This window comes from Pseudomonas sp. RW10S2, from assembly GCF_014268985.1.
Lineage (GTDB): Bacteria > Pseudomonadota > Gammaproteobacteria > Pseudomonadales > Pseudomonadaceae > Aquipseudomonas > Aquipseudomonas wayambapalatensis.
The window spans coordinates 79,523-103,396 of sequence record NZ_JABWRO010000001.1; the positions used below are offsets into that span (position 1 = coordinate 79,523).

Here is a 23,874-nt window from a genome sequence, read left to right on the forward strand (position 1 = left end):
AGCGAGTGCAGGGACGCACGTGGTAGCTATTTCTCAAGTCCCGGACAAACGCAGGTTTACCCCCATGGCCTGGGCGAAGGTTTTCACCAGTGGGCTGCGTGGGGTGTTGTGGCGCAGGATCAGGCAGAACGGTGTGTGTAAACGCACCACCTCGGCATGGATCACACGCAGGCGGCCCTGGCTGACCAGCGATTGTGCGTAGTGGCACGGCAGAAAACCGATGAAGTTGCCGGTGAGCAGCAGCATCGCCACCGCCTCGACCTGGGTGGCCGACGTCTGGTTGTTCTCCTGCTCGAAGAACTGCCATTTGGCCGTGTGCATGGCATAGCGGTGGTGGACGAAGTTGTGTTCGCGCAGGCTGTCGAGGGGGATGTCGGCATCGCTTCGGGCGAACAATGGATGGCCTTCGCCGCAATACAGCGCCGAGGCTTCCTGGTACATCTCGAAATAGTCGAACTCTTCCCGGCGCTGGTACAGCGGGACAATGCCGGCAATGAACCGACCCTCGATGACGCCGCGCTCCACCTCGTCCAGTTGCGCCACGTTCAGGCGTACACGCACCTTCGGATGATCGCTGGAAATTTGCCGGATCGCGGCGATCAGGGGCGAGCTTCGGTCGGACAAGGTGTTGTCGATGGCGCCCACGCCCAGTTCGCCGATCAGCTCGTTCTGGGCACTGCTGATGCGGTCGCGAAAGTTGTCGACCGAGTTGAACAGCTCGATCGAGGCCTGGTACACCACCTGCCCCTCTTCGGTCAGGCTGAAGCCTTCCCGCCCGCGGCTGCACAAACGCATGCCGATACGGATTTCCAGATCGGAAATCTGCTTGCTGATGGCTGCCAGGCCCACGTTCAATTCGTTCTGCGCGGCGCTGAAGCCTCCTGCCTCGACCACTGCCTTGAACACCTTGAGCAATTTGAAGTCCTGGCCACTCAAGGCCAGTGGCGCACGAATCCGGGTTTTTTCCGGCAGGTTTCCCGCAGTGGAAAGTGAGGTTTCCATTGTAAGTATTTACCTCGCGCTCGGCTTTCAACAGGCTGGATAGCACAACAAGAAATCAGCCGATCTCGCCATCATGACCCTATGCAACGGCATATTGCAAGACTCTCCAAACTTTCTATTTCAGTCGCAAGCGATTGATTTAATTCATTTTTATACCCTACCCCAGCCTATGTGAAACCTGCCTTAGCAGGCGTCATGACGGCCCGAACCTGCTGACACAAGATTCTCCTTCGAGGAACGACAACAATGACTCAGCCCACCGACCGCCTCTGGGGCGCCCGCTTCGCCTCAGGCCCGGCAGCCGCCCTCGCCGCCCTGTCGCGCTCGCCACAACGCTACTTCCAGATGGCGCCCTACGACCTCGCAGGCTCCCGTGCCCATGCCCGTGAGCTGCAGCGCGCAGGCCTGCTGGACAGCGACGAGACCACGCGCATGCTGGCCGCCATCGACACCCTCGATGCCGACTTTCGTGCCGGCCGCGTGCAGCCGATCGAGGACGACGAGGACGTGCATACGTTCCTCGAGCGCGTGCTGACCGAGCGTCTCGGCGCGCTGGGCGGCAAACTGCGCGCCGGGCGCTCGCGCAATGACCAGGCGGCCAACGACCTGCGTCTGTTCCTGCGCGATCACGCACGCAAGCTCGCCGAACAGGTGCTGGCCCTGCAGGACGCCCTGGTGAGCCAGGCCGAACAGCACGTCGACACACTGTGCCCAGGCTTCACCCACCTGCAACAGGCGCAACCGATCAGCTTCGCCCATCAGTTGCTGGCCCATGCGCAAGCGATGCTGCGCGACGTGCAACGCCTGGTCGACTGGGATACGCGCACGGCCCTGTCCCCCCTGGGCGCTGCGGCGATGGCCGGTTCGGCCATCGCCCGCCAACCACAACAGTCAGCGCTGGAAATGGGCTACAGCGGCCCATGCGAGAACTCCATCGACGCCGTGGCCAGCCGCGACCATGTCGCCGAGTTCCTGTTCATCGCCAGCATGCTCGGCATCAACCTGTCGCGCCTGTCCGAGGAATTCTGCCTGTGGTCGTCGCGCCAGTTCCGCTGGGTCGAGCTGGACGATGCCTATGCCACCGGCAGTTCGATCATGCCGCAGAAGAAGAACCCGGACATCGCCGAGCTCACCCGTGGCAAGGCCGGGCGCCTGATCGGCAACCTGACCGGCCTGCTGTCCACCCTCAAGGCCCTGCCGCTGTCGTACAACCGCGACCTGGCCGAGGACAAGAGCGAGGTGATGGACACGCTCGACACACTAGGCCTGGTGCTCCCCGCCATGGCCGGCATGGTGCGGACCATGCAGGTGCGCGTGGACGAACTGCGCCGCCAGGCGCCGCTGGGCTTCACCCTGGCCACCGAGGTCGCCGACTGGCTGGCCATGCGCGGCGTACCGTTCAAGGAGGCCCACGAGATCACCGGAGCCTTGGTGCGCGCCTGTGAGGCGCAGGACATCGAGCTGTGGCAGGCGAGCCCTGCGATGCTCGCCGACATCGACCCGCGCCTGACACCCGAGGTGCGCGAGAGCCTCACCCTGGAAGCGGCCATCGCCATGCGCAGCGGCCACGGCGGTACTGCGCCACAACGCGTGCGCGAGCAGATCGTGCGCCTGAAAGTCGCCCTTGAAGCACAACAGGCCTGGGCTGCCCATTACCAAGGGCCGCGCACCTGAAGACCTGTGGGCAGCGGTTTCGCAAGGACCCGCTGCCCGCCACCGATCGACACGCCCAGGCGCCCTGCGCCGACTGCGGAGCCACACCATGAGTCAGATACACGCCAAACGCCTCGCCGATGAGCGCAGGCAACAGGAAAACGAGTTCGACATCAGCCGCTACGAACATGTCCCGCGCCGTTACTACGGACGCATGTTCTTCGCCACGCTGATCGTCGTGCTGTTGCTGGGGCTGGCCAATGCCTTTGCCAACGGCAAGATCGAATGGGCCTTCGTCGGCCAGTTCCTGACCTCCGAGGCGATCCTCTGGGGCCTGGGCAATACCATCGTCATGTCGGTGATCGCCATGGCCTTGGGCATCGTCTTCGGCGTCATCACCGCAGTGATGCGCATGTCGCAGAACCCGATCCTGCAGTACGTGGCGCTGGCCTACACCTGGCTGTTCCGGGGTACGCCGCTGATCCTGCAACTGCTGCTGTGGTTCAACCTGGCGCTGATCTTCCCCACCATCGGCATTCCTGGCCTGTTCCAGTTCGACACCGTGACGCTGATGACCCCCTTCGTCGCCGCGCTGCTGGGCCTGAGCATCAACCAGGGCGCCTACACCGCCGAGGTGGTGCGTGCCGGCTTGCTGTCGGTGGACACGGGCCAGTACGAAGCGGCCAAGTCGATCGGCATGCCGCGCCTGCAGGCGCTGCGCCGGATCATCCTGCCCCAGGCCATGCGCATCATCATCCCGCCGGTGGGCAACGAGTTCATCGGCATGGTCAAGATGACCAGCCTGGCCAGCGTCATCCAGTATTCGGAGCTGCTGCACAACGCGCAGAACATCTACTACGCCAACGCGCGGGTGATGGAGCTGCTGATCGTTGCCGGCATCTGGTACCTGGCAGTGGTGACCCTGCTGTCGTTCGGCCAGAGCCGACTGGAACGTCACTTCGCCAAGGGCGCCGGCAAGCGCTCCTGATCGGTCCTAGAGAGAACATGCCCATGAGAAGCATCGTCAAGGCCGTTGGCCTGCAGAAATACTACGGCGACTACCACGCGCTGAACGACATCAACCTGGAGATCGAGCAAGGCGAAGTGCTCTGCGTGATCGGCCCCTCGGGCTCCGGCAAGAGCACCTTCCTGCGCTGCATCAACCAGCTGGAAAAGGTCGATGGCGGCGGTCTGTGGGTCGACGGCGAGCTGGTCGGCTACCGCATGGCCGGCCACAAGCTGCACGAACTGACCGAATCGCAGATCGCCCGCCAGCGCCTGGCCACCGGCATGGTGTTCCAGCGTTTCAACCTGTTCCCCCACCTGACCGTGCTGCAGAACATCATCGAAGGGCCCTGCCAGGTGCTGCGCCGCTCGCCCAAGGAAGCCACCGAGGATGCCCTCGAACTGCTGGCCCGGGTCGGCCTGAGCGACAAGCGCGACCACTACCCCATCCAGCTTTCCGGTGGTCAGCAGCAGCGTGTCGCCATCGCCCGCGCCCTGGCCATGCGCCCGAAACTGATGCTGTTCGACGAACCCACCTCCGCACTGGACCCCGAGCTGGTCGGCGAGGTGCTGTCGGTCATGCGTGACCTGGCCAAGTCCGGCATGACCATGGTCGTGGTCACCCACGAGCTGGGCTTTGCCCGCGAGGTGTCCAACCGAGTGGTGTTCATGGACGCCGGACAGATCGTAGAAGCAGGAAGCCCCGAAGAGGTGCTCCTGGCCCCCCAGAACCCGCGGACCCAGAACTTCATTTCCGCGGTTCGTACCTGACTGCCGCCCACAACCATAAAGAGAACCCTAGGCATGAAAAAAACCCTTCTTGCGTGCAGCGTACTGACCGCCCTGGCCTTCAACGCCCAGGCCGCCGTGGAACTTCCGGCCTCGATCAAGGCCAAGGGCGAAATCGTCGCTGCGATCGTCCCCAACTACCCACCGATGGACTTCAAGGACCCGGCCACCAACCAGCTGACCGGCGTCGATGTCGACCTGGGCAACGCCCTTGCCGCACGCCTGGGGGTGAAGATCAAGTGGCAGGAGACCGCCTTCGAGCAGATGATCAGCGCCCTGGTCACCAAGCGCGTCGACATCATCCTTTCGGGCATGACCGACACCAAGGAACGCCAGCAGGTGGTGACCTTCGTCGACTACTTCACCAGCGGCCCGCAGTTCTACACCCTGCAAAGCCGCGGCGAGATCAACGAGATGACCGACCTGTGCGGCAAGAAAGTCGGCACCAGCCGCCGCACTACCTGGCCCAACGATGTCGCCACCTGGAGCAAGGCCAACTGCGAAGCCAATGGCAAGCCGGCAGTGATCGTGCTCGGTTCCGAGGGCAGTGCCGATGCGCGCGCGCAACTGCGCCAAGGGCGCCTTGATGCCGCCGTGCAAGGCAGCGAAACGCTGCCTTATATCCAGGACCTGGAGAAAGGCACCTTCAAGATTCTGGGTACCCCGCTGACCACCCAGCTCACCGGGCTGGGCGTGGCCAAGGATAACGCTGCGCTGTCGGCTGCGATCCGCAGCGAACTGCAGGCGATGGTCGACGATGGCAGCTACCGCAAGATTCTGGAGAAATGGGGCGCAGCCGATGGCGAGCTGAACCCGATCACCATCAACGGCGGGAAGTGATTCGACAGGTTGAAATTGCGGCGTACTTTTCGCGGGTGAACCCGCGAAAAGGCCCATACCGACATTTCCCAATGCCCGAGAATGGACTGTGGCCACCTACTCCCCCGTCATCCGCCGCCTGATGCTGAGTTCGCTGACCCTGGTGATCAGCCGCTCGCTCACCAGCCCCCTGTTGGCGTTGTTCCTCACCACACAACTGGGCATGGCCCAGCATGACGTGGGGCTGCTGATCAGTGTCGCCGCACTGTCGGGCACCGTGTTCGGCCTCTACGGCGGCTACGTGATCGACCGCTTCGACAAGCGTCGCCTGCTGGGCCTGGCAATGCTTTCGACCGCGATCGGCTTCCTGCTGCTGACCTTCGCCCAGGACGCCTGGCAGGCCGCGCTGACCCTGGTGCTGACCGAGTCGGCCTCGGCACTGTTCGTCATTGGTTCCAAGGCCATGCTCGGCGAATACCTGGCGATCGAGCAGCGCGCCAAGGCCTTCTCCTTGCGCTACACCCTCACCAACATCGGCTACGCCACCGGCCCCATGCTCGGCGTGGTGCTGGTCGGGCTGCACCCGCTGGCGCCCTTCTGGACCGCCAGCGCGGTGGCCCTGCTAAGCCTGTGGGTGATGAGCGCGGTGCCCGCCAGCACGGCCAACACCACCCTTACCGCGCAGCCGCCAACGCGCTTCATGGCCGTACTGGCGGCGGTGCGCAGCGACCGCATCCTGCTGCTGTTCACCGCGGGCAGCTTGCTCAACGCCCTGGTGCACGGACGCTTCACCATCTACCTGTCGCAGTACCTGCTGGTGAAGTACCCACCGGCGCAGGCCATGACCACCCTCTCGGCGCTGCTGGCCTGCAACGCCCTGGTGGTGATCGTCCTGCAATTTCAGTTCGGCCGGCTGCTCAGCCGCGACAACCTGGGGCGCTGGATGAGCATCGGTGCGGCGCTGTTCATCGGCGGGCTGGCGGGGTTCTTGTATGCCGACAATCTGATCAGTTGGTGTCTGGCAATGTTCGTCTTCACCCTCGGCGAAATGATCCTGTTGCCCAGCGAGTTCCTGTTCATCGACAGCATTGCCCCTGAACACCTCAAGGGCAGCTACTACGGATTCCAGAACCTGGCGGCAGTCGGCGGCGCACTGAGCCCGGTACTGTGCGGCTACCTGCTGGGGACAGGCATGCCCGGCAGCATGTTCATCGCGCTGATGGTCACCGCCGCGTGCGGCGGCGGATTGTGTGCTGCGGCATGCCTGTGGGCGCAGCGCCGGCGTGAGGGACCGCCGATGCTCTGACTCAACGCGCCCGGCGCAGGGCCTGGTCCAGATCACGTTGCAACGAACGCACGTCCTCCAGCCCCACGTGCAGGCGCACCAGGGGCCCGACCAGGGTTGGCGCACACTGGCGCTCGCGGGTCCCGGCCAAGGTCACCAGGCTTTCGTAGCCGCCCCAGGATGCACCGATCCCGAACAGGCGCAGGCCATTGACAAAGGACTCGGCGCTCGCCAGCGATGGGTTCGCCAGGGTGAAACTGAGCAAGCCATTGCTACCGCTGAAATCGCGCTGCCACAAGGCGTGCCCAGGGTGCTCCGGCAAGGCTGGATGGAACACCTGTGCCACCTCCTCGCGCTGCTGCAACCAGCGCGCGATGTCCAACCCCTGACGCTCGTGCACGGCCATGCGGCTGGCCAGGCTACGCGCACCACGCAACACTAGCCAGGCATCGTCGGGGCTTACGGTGCAGCCGCAGTTGTCGCTCATGCGCGAGAGCGCGGCAAAGGCTTCGCGGGTAGTACAGACACTGCCCATCATCACGTCGCTGTGTCCGCCCAGGTACTTGGTCAGGGCCATGACCGAAATGTCAGCGCCCAAGGTCAGCGGCCGGTGCAGGTAGCCCGAGCCCCAGGTGTTATCGACGGCCAACAGCACGCCGCGGGCCTTGCACAGGGCAGCCATGGCCGGCAGGTCGTTGAGCTCATAGAGCAACGAGCTGGGGCTTTCGCTGTAGACCATGCGTGTTTCGGCGCGCAGCAACTGCTCCAGGTCACGGCCGTCGGCAGCGAAGTACTGCACCTGCACGCCGAAGGGTTCGAGCAGCTCACGCGCCAGGCGCCGCACCGGATCGTAGACACCATCGCTGATCAGCAGATGATCTCCCGGACGCAAGTAGGCCAGGAACGTCTGGGCGATTGCCTGCAGGCCGGTGGCGTACAGGCGCGTGCGATACCCCCCTTCCAGCTCGCTGACCAGGTCTTCCAGGGCAAAGGCCGTGGGGTTGCCACGGGCTCCGTAGCTGAGCACACGCTCCTGGTCGCGGCGGCTGCGGGCCTGGCGCATGTCGGCGACGCTGTCGAACAGCACCGTGCTCAGGCGGCTCACAGGCGGATTGACCCCATGCGCACCTGTACCCGGCTCGCCCCGACCACCGTGCACCAGGCGCGTGGCCACCGGGTCGACAGGGGTCAACGGACTGAAGCTTGCGGTTTCGGCCTCGTTCATCTGGGCGATCAGGCCGGTTTCCCAGGCCAGGTACTGTCGAGCCGCGTCCTTGTTGCCGCTGTGCCGGTCATGGACGAAGAACAGGAAGTCGATACAGGCTGCATCCGGCAACGACAGGTCATTCTCCACCTGCGGCCAGTCGTTCAGCGATGCACTGGGGAACAGGCGTGCGGCCTGTTGCTGAGCAGGTGTCAGCTCGGCGAGCGCCAACTGCGCCACGCGCGGATCGTCGGCGATGAACACCAGGCGCTGCCCAGCCCCGCCCACCTGCTGCGCCAGCTGCGGACGGATCGACCACCGGGCGCCTTGCAGGTGGCGCTTGCGGTAGGCGGTGCTGGAGCGCAGGTCGATCAGCAACGCGTCTGCAAGCTCATCGACGCGGGCTTCGGCGAGGGTCACCGGCAATGGTGCAGCCACGTCCAGAGCCAGGCCGCTGTCCAGGCCCCCCTCGAGTACATGGGCCTCGTGGCCCATCTGGCGCAGCCAACTGGCGACCACTGGCGCGCGCACGCCATCCGTGTCGAACAGCACCACACGGGCCTTGCGCACACCGATATACAAGTCGGTGCCCTGGATCAGCTGGCCACCTGGGCAATGCTGTGCGCCCGGCAGGCTGCCGGCGGCGAACTCTTCGGGGGTGCGCACGTCGCAGAGAAACAGGCTGCGCCCGGCGTCGGCGGCCCACTGTCGGACCTGCTCTGCATCCACCCAGGCGACCCCCGCCTGCTGGGCCAGTTGCCGCGCCCGCGCACGTTGCCTGGTCAGCGCGGCGCCGCTGTGTTCGGGGTACCTACGCTGGCTACCGTGATCCAGCGGCAGGTCCACCAGGTACCAGCCTTGGGTGCCGTTCTCCAAGGCATAGACCGGGTTGTCTATGCCCAGGTTGATCAGCGTCTGCGCACCGATGATGCTGCGGGTGCGGCCGGCGCAGTTGATCACCACCGGGGTGTGCGGGTCGCTCACCAGGTCTTCCAGGCGATAGCCCAGCTCGCCATTCGGGCAGCAAGTGGCACCGGGGATGCTCATCTTGGCGAACTCCTCCAGCGGGCGACCATCGAGCAGCACCAGCGGCTTGCCCTGGCGCTGCCACTCAGCCAGCTCCTGGGCGCTGATGCGCGGGGTGTGGCAGGCATGCTCGACCAGCTCGCCGAAGGCCTTCGAAGGCAGGTGCACACCGGCGAACAGCTCGAAACCGGCGCGCTGCCAGCCCAGGCTGCCGCCCTCCAGGCAGTGCACGGCGGTGTAGCCCAACGCTTGCAGACGCTCGGCTCCGCGTTGGGCCAACGCACCGCCGGTCTCATCGTAGACCACCACACGCACCGCAGGATTGGGCGCCAGGCGCGGCGCTTCGAGCTCAAGGCGGCTGTAGGGCAGATTGACGGCGTAGAACAGGTGGGCCTCGCCGTACTGACCGTGCTCGCGCAGGTCGAACAGGGCAATTTCCTGGCCGTCGAACAGCCAGGTGTGCAGAAGCTCGGGGGTGATGCTGGGGATCATGGGACGCAGTCCGTGGTCGTTGGTGGGGGGCAGTGCTGGGAGATCGTGTCGTCCCTTTCGCGGGCAAGCCCGCTCCTACAGGTGCCTTAGTCAAGATGTAGGAGCGGGCTTGCCCGCGAAAAGCGCGACACCCATCTCAAAGCCCGTAAGCCTCGATCGAAGGCGCCATCTGTGATTTGTTGTAGTTCACCACGCTACCGTCATCCTTGACGCCGTAGCGGTGCTCCAGAGACTCCAGCGGGCGGCCATAGAGGTGGAAGTGCAGCGTCGGGCTGTCGCCCTCGACGCGGATGCCATGCAGGTCCTCGCCCAGGAAGGCCACCGAGGTTCCCGGCTGCACCACGATCTCGCGCTCCAGCGCCAGGGTGGCACGGGCCGGATCGCTGCCGTCGTCCTCGCGGCGGTACACGCGGTTGAGCTCCTGGCCCTCGACGGCGACGATGATCGCCCAAGTCTCGTGGTTGTGCGGCAGGGTCGCCTTGCCTGGCAACAGCGAATTGACGTACAGGGTCGGCGACTCGCCGTCATCGTTCAGGCGATAGCGAAACTGGGTTTCGCCGGTCGCGGCATCCGGGGCCGGAAAGCGCTCGAAGTTGAACAATTCGCGGCGCTCGGCCAGGCCCTCGAGCAGCTTGACGATCTGCTGCAGGGCTGCACGGTCGACGCCGCGCGCATGGATGGCGCGCACTTGCGCAAGGAACGGCTGGATCACGGATTCACGGGACATTGTCGGTCTCTCTTGGCTGGAGGCTGAAATCACACGCTGAGGCTGTAGCGCCCCAGGTTGGTCAATACATCGGGCGCCGGACGGCTCGGACGCTGGCTGCCCTCGCCCAGCGCGTGCTGGAGGAAGGCCTGGGTACGTGCATGGGTCGGGGCACGGAACACCTGCTCGGCACTGCCGTGCTCGACGATGCGCCCATGCTCGGTGAAATACACCTGGTCGCTGATCTCTTCGGCAAAGCGCATCTCGTGGGTGACCAGCACGCAGGTCATGCCCTCCTCGGTCAACTCGCGGATCACCGCCAGCACCTCACCGACCATCTCTGGGTCGAGCGCCGAGGTCACCTCATCGAACAGGATCAGCTTGGGCCGCATGGCCAGGGCGCGGGCAATCGCCACGCGCTGCTGCTGGCCACCGGAGAGCTCGCCGGGGAACGCCGTGGCCTTGTGCCCCAGGCGCACCTTGTCGAGCAGCGCCAGGGCCTCGTCGCGCACAGCCTGGCGCGGGCGGCCGAGCACCTTGGTCGGGGCGATCAGCAGGTTGTCGAGCACACTCAGGTGGGGAAACAGGTTGTACTGCTGAAAGACGAAACCGACCTGCTTGCGCAGGGCAATCAGCCCGGCTTCGCCCTGCAACTGCTCCACCGCGGTATCCCCTATGCGGATGTTGCCGCGCTGCGGGCGCAACAGCCCGGTCATGCAGCGCAGGATGGTCGATTTGCCTGAGCCGGACGGGCCGATGATCGACACCGCCTGCCCGGCCTGCACGTCCAGGTCGATACCGCGCAGCACCGGATTGTCGCCAAAGGCCAGGTGCACATCGCGAAGCTGGATCAAAGGTTCAGAAGGCATAGCGACGCTCCAGGCGTTGGGTCAGGCGGGCAATCGGGTAGCAGTAGAAGAAGAACAGCGCCAGCACACTGAAATACACCAGCACCGTGAAACCGCTGCGGTTGACGGTGTTGGCAGCGATCTGCGCACTGTCGATCAGGTCGTGCACGCCCACCAGCGAAGCCAGCGCGGTGCCCATGGTCACCACCGCGTACAGGTTCATCCACGGCGGCAACATGCACCGCAGGCACTGCGGCAGAATGATCGAGGTGAAAATCTGGCCACGGCTGAAGGCCAACGAGCGCGCGGCCTCCCACTGAGTGGCCGGAATCGAGGCGACCGCGCCCCGGAAGATCTCGGCTACGTTGGCGCTGGCTGGCAGCGCAAGGCCCACGGTGACCTTGAGCCAGTCGGGAAAGGCCACCCAGGTACCGGCGATCTGCACATCGAACGGGAATACATAGGAGGTAAAGTAGATCAGCACCAACCAGGGTGCATTGCGAAACACCTGCACCCACAACCGCGCCACGCCGCGCAGGGGGCGCAGCGGCGACAGCAGCAGGATCCCCACCAGCAGCCCCAGCAGCGTGCCCAGGCCAATGGCGCCGACGCTGATCTGGATATTCTGCAGCAGGCCTGCCCCCAGGGTGGGCGACCACTGCCAGAGCGTGGCGAAATGCTCAATGGCCATAACCCGGCATCCTCAAGCGCGCTTCCAGGGCGCGACCGATACAGTTGACTGCAAAGCTGAGCAGTCCGAAAAAGGCCAGGATCAGCAGCATCAACTCGATGACGTTGTCGCCCTGGGTCCAGATCATGATCGACGCATAGGTAATGTCGTTGACGGCGATGGCCGAGGCCACCGCGGTCATCTTCACCAGGTCGATCAGGTTGTTGACCAGCGCCGGCAAGGCGAAACGCACGGCCAGCGGCAGTTGCACCTGCAGCAGTTGCTGGCGACGGCTGAAGGCCAGCGAGCTGGCCGCTTCGAGCGTCACCGCCGGCACGGCTTCGATCCCGGCGCGCAGGGCTTCGGCGTGAAAGGCGCCCTTGTGCAGGGAGATCACCAGCACCACCCAGGCGAACGGGGTCATGGGGTTGGCACTGCCCAGGCTCTGGTTGATCAGCATGTTCAGCACCAGGAAAGCGCAATACAGCTGCACCAGGGTCGGCGTGTTACGCGTCACCTCGATGAAGGCCCGCGCCGGCCAGGCCAGCCAGCGCTGCCCGGACGTGACCGCAGCAGCCAACAACACCCCGACCAGCAGGCTGCCGACGATGCTGAACAGGCACAGACCGAGGGTGGTCAACGCACCGTCGAGCAGCTTGCCGCTGGCATAGGCGTCGAGCAGAAACGCATAGTTCAGGCCGAGATGGGCAAGCTGCCCCACCAGCCAGTGCAGGCTGTCGCTCATCAGGCGCCTTCGCCCTGCAGCTTGGCACGCAACTCCACCAGCGCCGGCGAGGCCGGGGTGATGTGGTTGGCCTGCTCACGCTCGATCAGCCAGCCACTGCGGTGCCACTGCTTGACGAAGGGGTCCAGGCGCTGCTGGGTATCGGTTTCGCCCAGGCGGGTCCAGATCACCGAGGGCGCGGGGTTCAGCTCCGGGGCCAGGGCACGATAGCCGCTCCACTCTCCCCCCTTGGCCAACAGCGGATTGATCAGCGTGGCGTCATGCACCGCGGCCACGCAGTTGTTGCCGCGCAGGGCCAGCAGGGATTCGGCGGAGGTCTTGAAGGCCTTGAGGTCGGCGCCCAGGTCGATCAGCGCCTGGGTGTAGCTGCTGCCCTGGGAGGTGCACACCGGCTGGCCCTTGAGGTCGGCCCAGGTCTTGACCGGGCTGTCCTTGGCCAGCGCGGCGGTGCCGCCGACCCGGTAGAACGGCGTGGGCACGTGGCCCAGCAGCTTGTCGCGCTCAGGTGTCCATTCCATGTTGGCAATCAGCAGATCGACCTTGCCCTGTTGCAGGAACTGCACGCGGTTGGCCGGCTGTACGGCGACCAGATCGACCTCGACGCCCAACTGGCGTGCCAGGTCGCGAGCCAGGTCGACGCTGAAACCGATTGGCTCGCGGGTATTCGGGTCGATGGCACCGAAGGGGCCACCGGAAAGCACCACACCCACCGCCAGCTTGTGGCGCTGCTGGATCTTGTCCAGGGTGGCATCGGCCTGGGCAAGGCCGCTGGCGGCCAGGCCGGTGGTGGCGAGCAACGCGGCAAACAGGCCGCGACGGGCAACGGTGGACAGCGACATGGTGGGCTCCTGATCCCGGCAGCCGGAACACCCGGCCAATGAGGGCGCATCCTAGAAACTTGGCAGGATCAGGGGAAATGCAAATATTGCCTATCGTTATAACTTTGATCGCGTGACCAGCAGCTTTATTTGGCATAAGCAGCGAAAACAAAGGGGATTGCACCCAGACATTGCAGATCCAGGCCAACAAAACATAATGTTTCTTTATCGTTTATTGATCGACAGTAATGTAAAAACAGCCGATCCGCCCCCCATTCCAACCGCAGGCCCACCCATGACCACACCCGCCCTGGACCTCGATTTGCTGCGCACCTTCGTCGCCATCGTCGATCACACAAGCTTCGCCGAAGCGGGTCGTCACCTGGCCCGCACCCAGGCCTCGGTCACTCAACACATGCAACGCCTGGAACAGCAGGTGGGCGTGGCGCTGCTGCGCAAGCAGGGCCGGCACAAAGCCCTCACCGACGCCGGCCGGCAGCTGCTGCGCCATGCCCGGCAGATGCTCGCACTCAACGACGAGGCCCTCGCCGGCCTGCGCCAGGATGGCCTGAGCGGCGTGCTGCGGATCGGTTCGCCGCACGACATCGCCGACACCATCCTGCCACCGCTGCTCGGCCATATCGCCCGTTCGGCGCCGAACCTGCGCCTGGAGATAGACGTCGGCCGTAGCCCGTTCCTGATGGACGACCTGCAGCGTGGCAAGGTCGACATGGTCATTTCCACCGTCAACGCCCCCGGCGTCGAGGGTTTCGCCTTGCGTACCTCGCCGGTGTGGTGGATCTGTGCAGCGCAGTACCAGCACATCCCCGGCGAACCGCTGCCGCTAGTGCTGGTGGACGAACCGAGCCTGTATCGCCGACTGGCCCTGGACGCCCTGGAACAGGCCGGCATCCCGTGGCGCCAGGCCTACCTGGCGTCCAACCTGATCGGCATCAAGGCTGCGGTGCGCGCAGGCTTGGGCATCACCGCGCGCAGCCAGGAAATGGTCGGCCCGGACATGCGTGTGCTCGGCCAGAGTGATGGCCTGCCGCCGTTGCCTGACGTCACCTATCACCTGTGGGTGCGGGCCAACACGGTCAACCCCCTGGTACGCCAGGCCTATGCCATGGTACGCGCCAGCGTGGGGCTGTGAGCCAATCGCCACGGCCGACCGCGATGCGCTAGAGTGGCGATCTCTCACCCGGTAAGGATGCCCCCATGCAATTCGCCCCCGCCATTCCCGTGCTGCGCATCTTCTCGGTCGACAAGGCCAAGGAGTTCTACCTCGATTTCCTGGGCTTCAGCCTCGACTGGGAACACCGCTTCGCCCCCGACCTGCCGCTGTACGCGCAAATACACCGCGACGGGCTGATCCTGCACCTGTCCGAGCACTATGGCGACGCCACGCCGGGCTCTACCGTGTTTGCCCGGGTCGAGGATCTGAAGGCGCTCGAAAGCGAACTGCTGGCCAAAAAGTACGGTTATTCACGCCCCGAAGCCGAGCGGGTGGACTGGGGGCTGCAAATGCAGATCCGTGATCCGTTCGGCAATTTGCTGCGGTTTTGTCAGCAGATTGGGGATGAATAACATTCCTGAAATCTCCCACACACTGTTTAGACACCCCTGAATAGGCTCAGCAGCGAAAGTTCTGCATTGTGCGCGCATCTGAAACAGATTCGGCACCAGTAAGGGACTTCGCTTGCAGGCTACAAGTACATATCACGTCGTCGGTCACCACGGGATCACGTTCCAAATCAATGAAGTGACCGTCCAACCCTCAGATCGAAGTCGCTTGAACCAGCTTTGCTTAACTGCAGCCCGTCAAGACAACTATCGCGTTATCGACCTCATCCTCGAGGTCTACGATCGCATGCAGGCAAATGACAGACCATGCTGGCTGCGCGTAGCTATCTCCTCCCCCGTTTCTCGAAGCCAGGCTGACCTGCTGAACGAGCTGCGCAACAGCGCCGGCGCTTTGTTCGGAAGCGCGGTCAGCACCCCCATCGGAACCATTACGCCAATAGGCGGCTTTGTAGTAGGGGGCTTGGTCGGCTCCTATGTCACCAGCCGCATCCCTACATTCCATTCCGGCGACAGAATCGTCAGTATTCAAGCCCAAGTCCAAGGCGGCATAGGACCCCAGCGCACCATCAAGAGCCTGATCATCAACAGCCGAGCAGCATGATGAACGATCTGATCAGCATCGCCTTCTTGTCACTGATTGCGTTCCTCACAGACAGAACCCTTCGTCGTCCAAACAGGCGCAAGTGGACGGGCATCGTTCTAATGTCATGCGCCATTGCAAGCCTTTTCTTTCTCGGACATGTGACATTGCTGGGCATCCCAGGATTTCTATGGCCTATATTTCTGGCCGCCACAGGAATCCACTTGCTTACCCATCAGACGAAATATTGTTCCGATGTAGATCCGTGATCCGTTCGGCAATTTGCTGCGGTTTTGTCAGCAGATTGGGGACCACTGAACAGCACGCAGAGCGGCGATCCGGGTTGAGCCCTTTACCTGGGCCCTCCTGACCATTACCCTTGGCACCGCTACTCATTCACGAGGTGTTCGTCCAATGCGCCACTAATGCCGCCGTCCCCTTCGACGGCCAATCTTCAGCCCCTGCTTACAGGTGGGGATGTTGTGGCATGCGTGGAGTTACCCATGACGAATACGTCGATCCTGACGCTCGAGAGCGTCTCCCTGACCTTGCCCGATGGCAGGTTGCTGTTTTCCGAACTCAATGAATCCTTCGACCAGCGGCGTACCGGGTTGGTCGGACGCAATGGCGTGGGCAAGAGCCTGCTGGGGCATATCCTTGCCGGCCTGCGCGCGCCCACTTCAGGGCGCTGTCGACGCATCGGCCGCGTCCACCATCTGGACCAGCAGAGCATCCACCGCAGCGCGACGGTTGCCGAGTTGGCCCAGGTCGCCCCGGTAGTCCAGGCCCTCGAGCGCATTGAAGCAGGCAGCACCGCCCCCAACGACTTCGACCTGGTCGCGGATCGCTGGGATGTTCGCGAGCGCTTTCGGGCATTGCTCGACCGACAAGGCTTTGCCAGCGTCGACCTACAGCAAGCCCCAGCCACGCTCAGCGGCGGCCAGGCGATGGGCATCGCCCTGCTCGGTGCGTGGGCCAGTGATGCCGACTTCCTGATCCTTGACGAGCCCAGCAACCACCTGGACCGCTGCGCTCGCGCCAATCTCCTGGAAATGATCCAAGCTTGGGACAAAGGCCTGCTGGTGATCAGCCATGACCGCACACTATTGGCCTCCATGGAACGTATCGTGGAGCTTTCATCGCTCGGGCTGCAGGCATTCGGCGGCAACTACGCGTTCTACGCCGAGCAGAAAATGCACGCCCAAGCCCGGGCCGAGCAGGCGCTTGCGCGTGCCAAACAGCAACAGCAACGCCAGGCCCGCGAACTGCAACGCCAGCACGAGAATCTCGTGCGGCATCAGGCGCAAGTAGGGCATCAAGCCAAGCATGCCAACCAGGCGAAGATCCTCATTGATCGCCAGCAGCAACGTAGCCAGGTGAGCGCCGGCAAGCAACGGCGCGACCAGCAGGCTACACATCAAGCGCTGCACGAACAGGTCCGGGAGGCTGCGCGACAGGTCGAGCGACACACGGCGATCACCCTGCACGCGCCGACACCCGCACGTCATCGCGGGCGCGGAGTACTGCGACTAGACGCGCTGTGCCTGCCACGGGGCACAGCTACCCCGCTGAGCCTGAGCCTGTCACTTGGTGAGCGCCTGGGGCTGCTTGGGGCCAATGGCAGCGGAAAGTCCACGTTATTGCGGCTGCTGGCCGGAGAGCTACAGGCCACAGCAGGCACCCTGCAAATCAGCGGCGACGTTGCCCTGCTCGACCAGCATTGCAGTCAGTTGACGCCTGGGCTGTCGCTGCTCGAGCACCTGCGCCAGGGCAACGCTGCCCTTTCACAGGCACAGATGCGAACCCGTCTTGCCCAACTGGGCCTGGACGCCGCCCGAATAGAGCTGCCCAGCACACTGCTCAGTGGCGGGGAGCGCATCAAGGGTGCGATGGCTGCAGTGCTGTACCGCGAGCAACCGGTGGACCTGTTGCTGCTCGACGAACCCAACAACCACCTGGACCTGCCTTCGCTGCAGGCACTGGAAACCATGCTGGAGCAGTTCTCTGGCGCCCTGCTGGTCGCCTCCCACGACAGCCTATTCCTTGAATGCCTGCACCTTGATGGATGCCTCGACCTGGGCTGAACGACGAAGCGTCCAGGGCAATTCATGACTGGCCGTTCCCCATCCTCTGCGGATGTATTATCGTGGCGAGGTGCGCATTTAAAAGCAGCCCGAGCGATCGGGCCTCTGCAAGACAATAGAGGGTGTCATGAGCAACGAGATCAACTGGGACAAGCTGGGCTTCGACTACATCAAGACCGACAAGCGCTACCTGTCCGTGTGGCGCAACGGCGAGTGGGACAAAGGCACCCTGACCGACGACAACGTGCTGCACATCAGCGAAGGCTCGACTGCCCTGCACTACGGCCAGCAATGCTTCGAGGGCCTGAAGGCCTACCGCTGCAAGGATGGCTCGATCAACCTGTTCCGCCCGGACCAGAACGCCGCCCGCATGCAGCGCAGCTGTGCCCGCCTGCTCATGCCGCACGTGCCGACCGATGTGTTCATCGAGGCGTGCAAGCAGGTGGTCAAGGCCAACGAGAAGTTCGTTCCGCCGCACGGCAAGGGTGCCCTGTACCTGCGTCCGTTCGTGATCGGCACCGGTGACAACATTGGCGTGCGTACCGCGCCGGAGTTCATTTTCTCGGTGTTCGCCATCCCGGTAGGCTCGTACTTCAAAGGCGGCATGAAGCCGCACAACTTCCAGATCTCCAGCTTCGACCGTGCCGCCCCACAGGGCACCGGCGCAGCCAAGGTCGGGGGCAACTACGCCGCCAGCCTGCAACCGGGTTCCGAAGCGAAGAAAGCCAACTTCGCCGACGCCATCTACCTGGATCCGCTGACCCACACCAAGATCGAGGAGGTCGGTTCGGCCAACTTCTTCGGCATTACCGCCAACAACGAGTTCGTCACGCCAAAATCGGCCTCGGTACTGCCAGGTATCACTCGCCTGTCGCTGATGGAACTGGCGCAATCGCGCCTGGGCCTGACCGTGATCGAAGGCGATGTCGAAATCAGCAAGCTCGATCGCTTCATCGAAGCGGGCGCTTGCGGTACGGCCGCAGTGATCACCCCGATCGGTGGTATCGAGTACAACGGCAAACTGCACGTGTTCCACGACCTGGAAAAGGTCGGCCCGGTCACCCAGAAGCTCTACAACGAGCTGACCGGCATCCAGAGCGGTGACGTCGAAGCGCCGGCGGGCTGGATCATCAAGGTCGCCTGAGGCGTCGCCTTGCAATGAAAACGGGGCGTGTCAGCGATGGCACGCCCCGTTTTCATTGCTGTCAGGGCCAGTCTCTGTGCGGGAAAAGCCGATACTGGCACCATGCCCCCGATAGATGAATTTTTCTTAAATCGCCGTTTGTCTATTCTTTGGCACAATCAGTCATCCAATCGCCGCCCAGGTACTAGCATGCCCCGCGTACTGACCATCGAAGACGACGCCGTCACCGCCCAGGAAATCGTCGCCGAACTTTCCAGCCACGGGCTGGAAGTCGACTGGGCAGACAATGGCCGCGAAGGCCTGGCCAAGGCTATTGCCGGCGGCTATGACCTGATCACCGTGGACCGGATGCTCCCGGAAGTCGACGGCCTGACCATTGTCACCACCCTGCGCAGCCTGAAGATCGCCACGCCAATCCTGATGATCAGCGCCCTGTCCGATGTCGACGAACGCGTGCGCGGCCTGCGTGCCGGCGGCGACGACTACCTGACCAAACCTTTCGCCTCTGACGAAATGGCGGCCCGTGTCGAAGTGCTGCTGCGGCGCAACAGCGTACCCATGACCCAGACCCGCCTGCAGGTCGCCGACCTGGAGCTGGACCTGATCAGCCATGAAGCCCGACGCGGCCAGAGCAGCCTGAACCTGCTGCCAACCGAATACAAACTGCTCGAATTCCTGATGCGCCACTCCGGGCAGGTCATCACTCGCATGATGATCTTCGAGGAAGTCTGGGGCTATCACTTCGATCCAGGCACCAACCTGATCGACGTCCACATCGGTCGTCTGCGCAAGAAGATCGATCCACCCGGCCAGACACCGCTGATCCGAACCGTACGGGGCTCCGGTTATGCCATTGCTGAACCCGTCTAAAGGCTGGAGCTCCTCGACCAGCCGCCTGCTGGCGCTGTACAGCTTCCTGTTCGTGGCCTGGAGCAGCATCCTCATGGGGGTGCTGTACTTCGAGGTCACCAGCTATCTGAACAAGCTGACCCGCCACTCCATGCTGCAACGCCAGCACCTCTTCGCGCACATGACCGGCAAGCAGCTGGACGATGCACTGATCGCCAGCCAGGCCTTCGAAGAACGCAGCTTCGACGCCTACGGCCTGTTCGACCCGCAACTCAACCCCATCGGCGGTCGTATCCGCTCGATCCCGGCGGAGTTGGGCCTGGATGGCAAGGTTCACGAACTCAAGCGTTGCCTGGATGCCGACGATCCGCACTTGCCGCGCGACAGCTGCGATGCCGTGGCGATCCATATCCCCGATGGCCGCTGGCTGGTGCTGGTGCGCGACAACGGCTCGTTGTTCGTGGTGACTCGGATCATTCTGCACGCACTGCTCTGGGGGATTTCACTGACGCTGATTCCCGGTTTCGCCGGCTGGTACCTGCTACGCAGGCGCCCGCTCAAGCGTATCCGCGCGGTACAGGCCAGCGCCGAGCTGATCGTCGCCGGCGACCTCACCCACCGCTTGCCGCTGTCGGCACGGCGTGACGAGCTGGACATGCTGGCCGCGATCGTCAACGCCATGCTCGACCGCATCGAACGGCTGATGCACGAGGTCAAGGGTGTCTGCGACAACATTGCCCACGACCTGCGCACGCCGCTGACCCGCCTGCGGGCCCAGCTCTACCGCATTCGCCAGCAGAGTGGAGCGAACTCGCCGGAAGCCGAAGCGCTGGATCAGGCCATCAGCGAGACCGACACCCTGATGGCACGCTTCCGCGGCCTGCTGCGCATCAGCGAGCTGGAAGACCGCCAGCGCCGCGCAGGGTTCGTCGAGCTTGATCCGCACAATTTGCTGGTGGAGCTGCACGACTTCTACCTGCCGCTTGCAGAGGATGGCAGCATTCGACTGCAATTGGAGCAGCCTGTGCAACTGCCCGCGCTGCACGGCGACCGGGAGCTGCTGTTCGAGGCCTTGGCCAACCTGGTCGGCAATGCCATCAAGTTCACCCCAGAGGGTGGGCAGGTACGGATCCAGGCACGGCAGGACGACGATGGCGTGCATATCGCCATCGAGGACAGCGGGCCAGGGATTCCGGAACAGGAGCGGGCGGCGGTGCTCAAGCGCTTCTATCGCAGCGAGGAAGGCCATCGTCACCCAGGGTTCGGGCTGGGGTTGTCGATCGTCGCAGCGATCGTCGACCTGCACGGGTTCGGACTGGAAGTGGGCAGTAGCGAGCTAGGCGGGGCGAAGTTGGTACTGCACTGCTCGACTACCTGAAAAGCATCGCGGGACAAGTCGGAGCGGCGGTTCGGCGCCACGACATGTCCCGCGATAGGGCTGCAGGGCAGCCCTCGAGCTGTATCAGTCAGCCAGACGCCAGGTGGTGGTGCCTTTGCTGTCTTCCAGCACCACACCCATGGCAGTCAGTTGATCGCGAATGCGATCGGACTCCGCCCAGTTCTTGTCCGTACGCGCCTGCAGACGCGCCTGGATCAAGGCTTCGACCTCGGCAGCATCGACACGGCCTTCGGCACCGGCACGCAAAAAGTCGTCGGCATCCAGTTGCAGCACACCCAGCACATCACCCAGCTCACGCAGGCGACCGGCAAGGCCTGCCGCTGCATCAGCGTCGCTGTCGCGCAGGCGGTTGATCTCTCGCACCAGGTCGAACAGCACGGCGCAGGCTTCAGGGGTGCCGAAGTCATCGTTCATCGCCACGCTGAACCGCTCGACGAACGCCTCGCCACCCTTGGCGGCTACGCGCGGCAGGCCACGCAGTGCGTGATAGAAACGCTCCAGGGCGCCCTTGGCATCGCGCAAGCTGTCTTCTGAGTAGTTGATGGCGCTGCGGTAGTGGCTGGCCACCAGCAGGTAACGCACCACCTCCGGGTGGTACTTCTCGAGCACGTCACGAATGGTGAAGAAGTTGTTCAGCGACTTCGACATCTTCTCGCCATTGATACGAATCATGCCGCAGTGCATCCAGGCCGCCGCATAAGGCTTGCCGGTGGCCGCCTCGCTCTGGGCGATCTCGTTCTCGTGGTGCGGGAACTCGAGATCGCTGCCACCACCGTGGATGTCGAAGCTCTCGCCCAGGCAGCAGGTGGACATCACCGAGCACTCGATGTGCCAGCCCGGACGGCCCGGGCCCCAGGGCGAATCCCAGCTCGGCTCGCCCGGCTTGGCGCCCTTCCACAGGACGAAGTCCAGCGGATCCTGCTTGGCCTCGTCGACCTCGATGCGCGCGCCGATACGCAAGTCTTCGATCTTGCGTCGCGACAGCTTGCCGTAGCCGACGAACTTGCCGACGCGGTAGTACACGTCGCCATTGCCCGGTGCGTAGGCATAGCCCTTGTCGATCAGGGTCTGGATCATCGCGTGCATGCCAGGAATGTGATCGGTGGCACGCGGCTCCAGGTCCGGCTTGAGGATGTTCAGGCGCCGCTCATCCTCGTGCATGGCATCGATCATGCGCGCAGTCAGCTCATCGAAGCGCTCGCCGTTTTCGTTGGCGCGGTTGATGATCTTGTCGTCGATGTCGGTGATGTTGCGTACGTACGTGAGCTCATAGCCGCTCTTGCGCAGCCAACGGGTAATCAGGTCGAACGCCACCATGCTGCGACCATGGCCCAGGTGGCAGTAGTCGTACACGGTCATGCCGCAGACGTACATGCGCACCTTGTTGCCATCCAGGGGTTTGAAAACTTCCTTGGTCTTGCTCAGGGTGTTGTAGATGTTAAGCACGAGGATTCCTTAGCTGCCCCACGAATCGCGCAGGGTCACGGTGCGGTTGAACACCGGGCGACCCGGCTGGCTGTCTTTCAGGTCGGCGCAGAAGTAGCCTTCGCGCTCGAACTGGAAGCGATCTTCTGGCTGGGCCTGGCCCAGCGAAGGCTCGGCACGACAACCCGTCAGCACCTGCAGCGATTGCGGATTGATGTTTTCAAGGAAGCTGCCGCCCTCATCGGTTTTCTCCGGGTTGGGCGAGCGGAACAGGCGGTCGTACAGGCGCACCTCGCACTCGACGCTGGCGGCGGCCGGCACCCAGTGGATCACGCCCTTGACCTTGCGGCCCTCGGGGTTCTTGCCCAGGGTGTCCGGATCGTACGAGCAGCGCAACTCGACGATATTGCCCTCGGCATCCTTGATCGCCTCGTCGGCACGAATCACGTAGCTGCCGCGCAGGCGCACCTCGCCGGCTGGCTCCAGGCGCTTGTACCCCTTGGGCGGCTCTTCCATGAAGTCATCACGGTCGATGTACAGCTCACGGGCGAACGGCAGGACGCGCACGCCCATGTCTTCCTTCGGGTGGCGCGGCAATTCGAGTTGCTCGACCTGGCCTTCTGGATAGTTGGTGATCACCACCTTCAGCGGACGCAGTACGCACATGGCGCGCGGCGCGGTGCGGTCGAGGTCGTCACGGATGCTGAACTCGAGCATCGACATGTCGACCACGCCATCGGAGCGGTTGGTGCCGACCATGTCGCAGAAGTTGCGGATCGAGGCCGGGGTGTAGCCACGACGGCGGTAGCCCGAGAGCGTGGACATGCGCGGATCGTCCCAGCCCTCGACGTGCTGCTCGTCCACCAGTTGCTTGAGCTTGCGCTTGGAGGTGATGGTGTAGTTCAGGTTCAGGCGGCTGAACTCGTACTGGCGTGGATGCGCCGGTACCGGCAGGTTGTCGAGGAACCAGTCGTACAGCGGACGATGGCCTTCGAACTCCAGGGTGCAGATCGAGTGGGTGATGCCCTCGATGGCGTCCGACTGGCCGTGGGTGAAGTCGTAGTTGGGGTAGATGCACCACTTGTCACCGGTCTGGTGGTGGTGGGCATGGCGGATGCGGTAAAGAATCGGGTCGCGCAGGTTCATGTTCGGCGAGGCCATGTCGATTTTGGCACGCAGCACACGCTCGCCGTCCTTGAACTCGCCGGCCTTCATGCGTGCGAACAGGTCGAGGTTCTCCTCGACGCTGCGCTCGCGGAACGGGCTGTTCTTTCCGGGCTGGGTCAGGGTGCCGCGATACTCCTTGGCCTGCTCGGGGGTGAGGTCGCACACGTAGGCCTTGCCGCGCTTGATCAGCTCGACCGCCCAGTCGTGCAACTGGTCGAAATAGTCGGAAGCGAAGCGCACCGGACCTGTCCACTCGAAGCCCAGCCACTTGACATCACGCTGGATGGCGTCGATGTACTCCTGGTCCTCCTTGGCCGGGTTGGTGTCGTCGAAACGCAAGTGGCAGACGCCACCGAACTCCTGGGCCAGACCGAAGTTGACGCAGATCGACTTGGCGTGGCCGATGTGCAGATAACCGTTCGGTTCCGGCGGGAAGCGGGTGACGATACTGCTGTGCTTGCCCGAGTCCAGGTCAGCCTGGACGATCGGTCGCAGGAAGTTCGCAGGGACGGCGGGGGCGCCTTTGGCAGCGGCGTTGGTCGCGTTGTCGGTGGGCTTGCTCATAGGATCCTTGAATGCA

22 protein-coding genes are annotated in these 23,874 nt (G+C 63.8%); 13 read left to right on the forward strand and 9 right to left on the reverse strand.

Translation table 11 applies throughout. The features are described 5' to 3' along the window. Positions 1 to 33: 33 nt before the first annotated feature. Complete coding sequence (locus tag HU729_RS00430; RefSeq protein WP_186707792.1) at positions 34 to 1,002, reverse strand: LysR family transcriptional regulator; 969 nt, start codon at positions 1,000 to 1,002, stop codon at positions 34 to 36. Positions 1,003 to 1,248: 246 nt separating this feature from the next. Between HU729_RS00430 and argH the strand changes: the two genes are divergently transcribed. The 5 genes from argH (at position 1,249) to HU729_RS00455 (ending at position 6,574) form a co-directional block, all read left to right on the forward strand. After that, the gene (argH, locus tag HU729_RS00435; RefSeq protein WP_186707794.1) at positions 1,249 to 2,676 is read left to right on the forward strand and encodes an argininosuccinate lyase; all 1,428 of its coding nucleotides are present in this window, start codon (positions 1,249 to 1,251) and stop codon (positions 2,674 to 2,676) included. Between the two features lie 88 nt (positions 2,677 to 2,764). Then, positions 2,765 to 3,643, forward strand: a complete 879-nt coding sequence (locus HU729_RS00440; protein ID WP_054891502.1) for an amino acid ABC transporter permease — start codon at positions 2,765 to 2,767, stop codon at positions 3,641 to 3,643. A gap of 23 nt (positions 3,644 to 3,666) precedes the next feature. Further along, the gene (locus tag HU729_RS00445) at positions 3,667 to 4,431 is read left to right on the forward strand and encodes an amino acid ABC transporter ATP-binding protein (RefSeq protein ID WP_186665400.1); all 765 of its coding nucleotides are present in this window, start codon (positions 3,667 to 3,669) and stop codon (positions 4,429 to 4,431) included. A 33-nt stretch (positions 4,432 to 4,464) separates the two neighbouring features. Then, positions 4,465 to 5,289 (forward strand): ABC transporter substrate-binding protein, encoded by an 825-nt coding sequence (locus tag HU729_RS00450; protein WP_186707796.1) that lies wholly within the window; start codon positions 4,465 to 4,467, stop codon positions 5,287 to 5,289. Positions 5,290 to 5,377: 88 nt separating this feature from the next. After that, complete coding sequence (locus HU729_RS00455; RefSeq protein ID WP_186707798.1) at positions 5,378 to 6,574, forward strand: MFS transporter; 1,197 nt, start codon at positions 5,378 to 5,380, stop codon at positions 6,572 to 6,574. Between the two features lies 1 nt (position 6,575). On the opposite strand, the gene metC is transcribed toward HU729_RS00455, so the two are convergent. The 6 genes from metC to HU729_RS00485 form a co-directional block, all read right to left on the reverse strand. Then, a complete protein-coding gene (metC, locus tag HU729_RS00460; RefSeq protein WP_186707800.1) occupies positions 6,576 to 9,275 on the reverse strand; it encodes a cystathionine beta-lyase in 2,700 nt (899 codons plus the stop codon). A gap of 136 nt (positions 9,276 to 9,411) precedes the next feature. Next, positions 9,412 to 10,002 (reverse strand): cysteine dioxygenase family protein, encoded by a 591-nt coding sequence (locus HU729_RS00465; protein ID WP_186707802.1) that lies wholly within the window; start codon positions 10,000 to 10,002, stop codon positions 9,412 to 9,414. 29 nt (positions 10,003 to 10,031) lie between these two features. Then, a complete protein-coding gene (locus tag HU729_RS00470; protein ID WP_186664030.1) occupies positions 10,032 to 10,850 on the reverse strand; it encodes an amino acid ABC transporter ATP-binding protein in 819 nt (272 codons plus the stop codon). After that, entirely contained in the window at positions 10,840 to 11,520 is a 681-nt protein-coding gene (locus tag HU729_RS00475) for an ABC transporter permease subunit (RefSeq protein ID WP_186707804.1), read from the reverse strand. Before HU729_RS00475 ends, HU729_RS00470 begins: the two co-directional genes overlap by 11 nt. After that, the gene (locus tag HU729_RS00480) at positions 11,510 to 12,244 is read right to left on the reverse strand and encodes an amino acid ABC transporter permease (protein ID WP_186707805.1); all 735 of its coding nucleotides are present in this window, start codon (positions 12,242 to 12,244) and stop codon (positions 11,510 to 11,512) included. Before HU729_RS00480 ends, HU729_RS00475 begins: the two co-directional genes overlap by 11 nt. Next, the gene (locus HU729_RS00485; protein WP_186707807.1) at positions 12,244 to 13,083 is read right to left on the reverse strand and encodes a transporter substrate-binding domain-containing protein; all 840 of its coding nucleotides are present in this window, start codon (positions 13,081 to 13,083) and stop codon (positions 12,244 to 12,246) included. The genes HU729_RS00480 and HU729_RS00485 overlap by 1 nt, the downstream gene beginning before the upstream one ends. Positions 13,084 to 13,357: 274 nt before the next feature. Between HU729_RS00485 and HU729_RS00490 the strand changes: the two genes are divergently transcribed. The 8 genes from HU729_RS00490 to HU729_RS00525 all read left to right on the forward strand — a co-directional run bounded on the left by HU729_RS00490 (position 13,358) and on the right by HU729_RS00525 (position 20,681). After that, a complete protein-coding gene (locus HU729_RS00490; protein ID WP_186664022.1) occupies positions 13,358 to 14,215 on the forward strand; it encodes a LysR substrate-binding domain-containing protein in 858 nt (285 codons plus the stop codon). A 65-nt stretch (positions 14,216 to 14,280) separates the two neighbouring features. Beyond that, positions 14,281 to 14,649: a glyoxalase superfamily protein gene (locus HU729_RS00495; RefSeq protein ID WP_186707809.1), complete on the forward strand. Its 369-nt coding sequence runs from the start codon at positions 14,281 to 14,283 to the stop codon at positions 14,647 to 14,649. Positions 14,650 to 14,854: 205 nt separating this feature from the next. Next, complete coding sequence (locus tag HU729_RS00500; RefSeq protein ID WP_186707811.1) at positions 14,855 to 15,247, forward strand: hypothetical protein; 393 nt, start codon at positions 14,855 to 14,857, stop codon at positions 15,245 to 15,247. Continuing rightward, positions 15,247 to 15,495, forward strand: coding sequence for a hypothetical protein (locus HU729_RS00505; RefSeq protein ID WP_186707813.1), 249 nt, complete (start codon positions 15,247 to 15,249; stop codon positions 15,493 to 15,495). Before HU729_RS00500 ends, HU729_RS00505 begins: the two co-directional genes overlap by 1 nt. A 234-nt stretch (positions 15,496 to 15,729) precedes the next feature. Then, on the forward strand, positions 15,730 to 17,310 hold the full coding sequence (locus HU729_RS00510; RefSeq protein ID WP_186707815.1) for an ATP-binding cassette domain-containing protein: 1,581 nt from the start codon (positions 15,730 to 15,732) through the stop codon (positions 17,308 to 17,310). A gap of 127 nt (positions 17,311 to 17,437) precedes the next feature. After that, entirely contained in the window at positions 17,438 to 18,454 is a 1,017-nt protein-coding gene (locus tag HU729_RS00515) for a branched-chain amino acid aminotransferase (RefSeq protein ID WP_054891515.1), read from the forward strand. A 189-nt stretch (positions 18,455 to 18,643) separates the two neighbouring features. After that, on the forward strand, positions 18,644 to 19,324 hold the full coding sequence (locus tag HU729_RS00520) for a response regulator transcription factor (protein WP_186707817.1): 681 nt from the start codon (positions 18,644 to 18,646) through the stop codon (positions 19,322 to 19,324). Beyond that, positions 19,302 to 20,681: a HAMP domain-containing sensor histidine kinase gene (locus HU729_RS00525; protein ID WP_186707819.1), complete on the forward strand. Its 1,380-nt coding sequence runs from the start codon at positions 19,302 to 19,304 to the stop codon at positions 20,679 to 20,681. The genes HU729_RS00520 and HU729_RS00525 overlap by 23 nt, the downstream gene beginning before the upstream one ends. 84 nt (positions 20,682 to 20,765) lie before the next feature. Here the strand turns inward: HU729_RS00525 and cysS are convergent, their stop codons facing one another. Next, positions 20,766 to 22,148 (reverse strand): cysteine--tRNA ligase, encoded by a 1,383-nt coding sequence (gene cysS, locus HU729_RS00530; RefSeq protein ID WP_186664012.1) that lies wholly within the window; start codon positions 22,146 to 22,148, stop codon positions 20,766 to 20,768. A gap of 9 nt (positions 22,149 to 22,157) precedes the next feature. Next, positions 22,158 to 23,858 (reverse strand): glutamine--tRNA ligase/YqeY domain fusion protein, encoded by a 1,701-nt coding sequence (locus HU729_RS00535; protein WP_186707821.1) that lies wholly within the window; start codon positions 23,856 to 23,858, stop codon positions 22,158 to 22,160. Between the last annotated feature and the right edge of the window lie 16 nt (positions 23,859 to 23,874).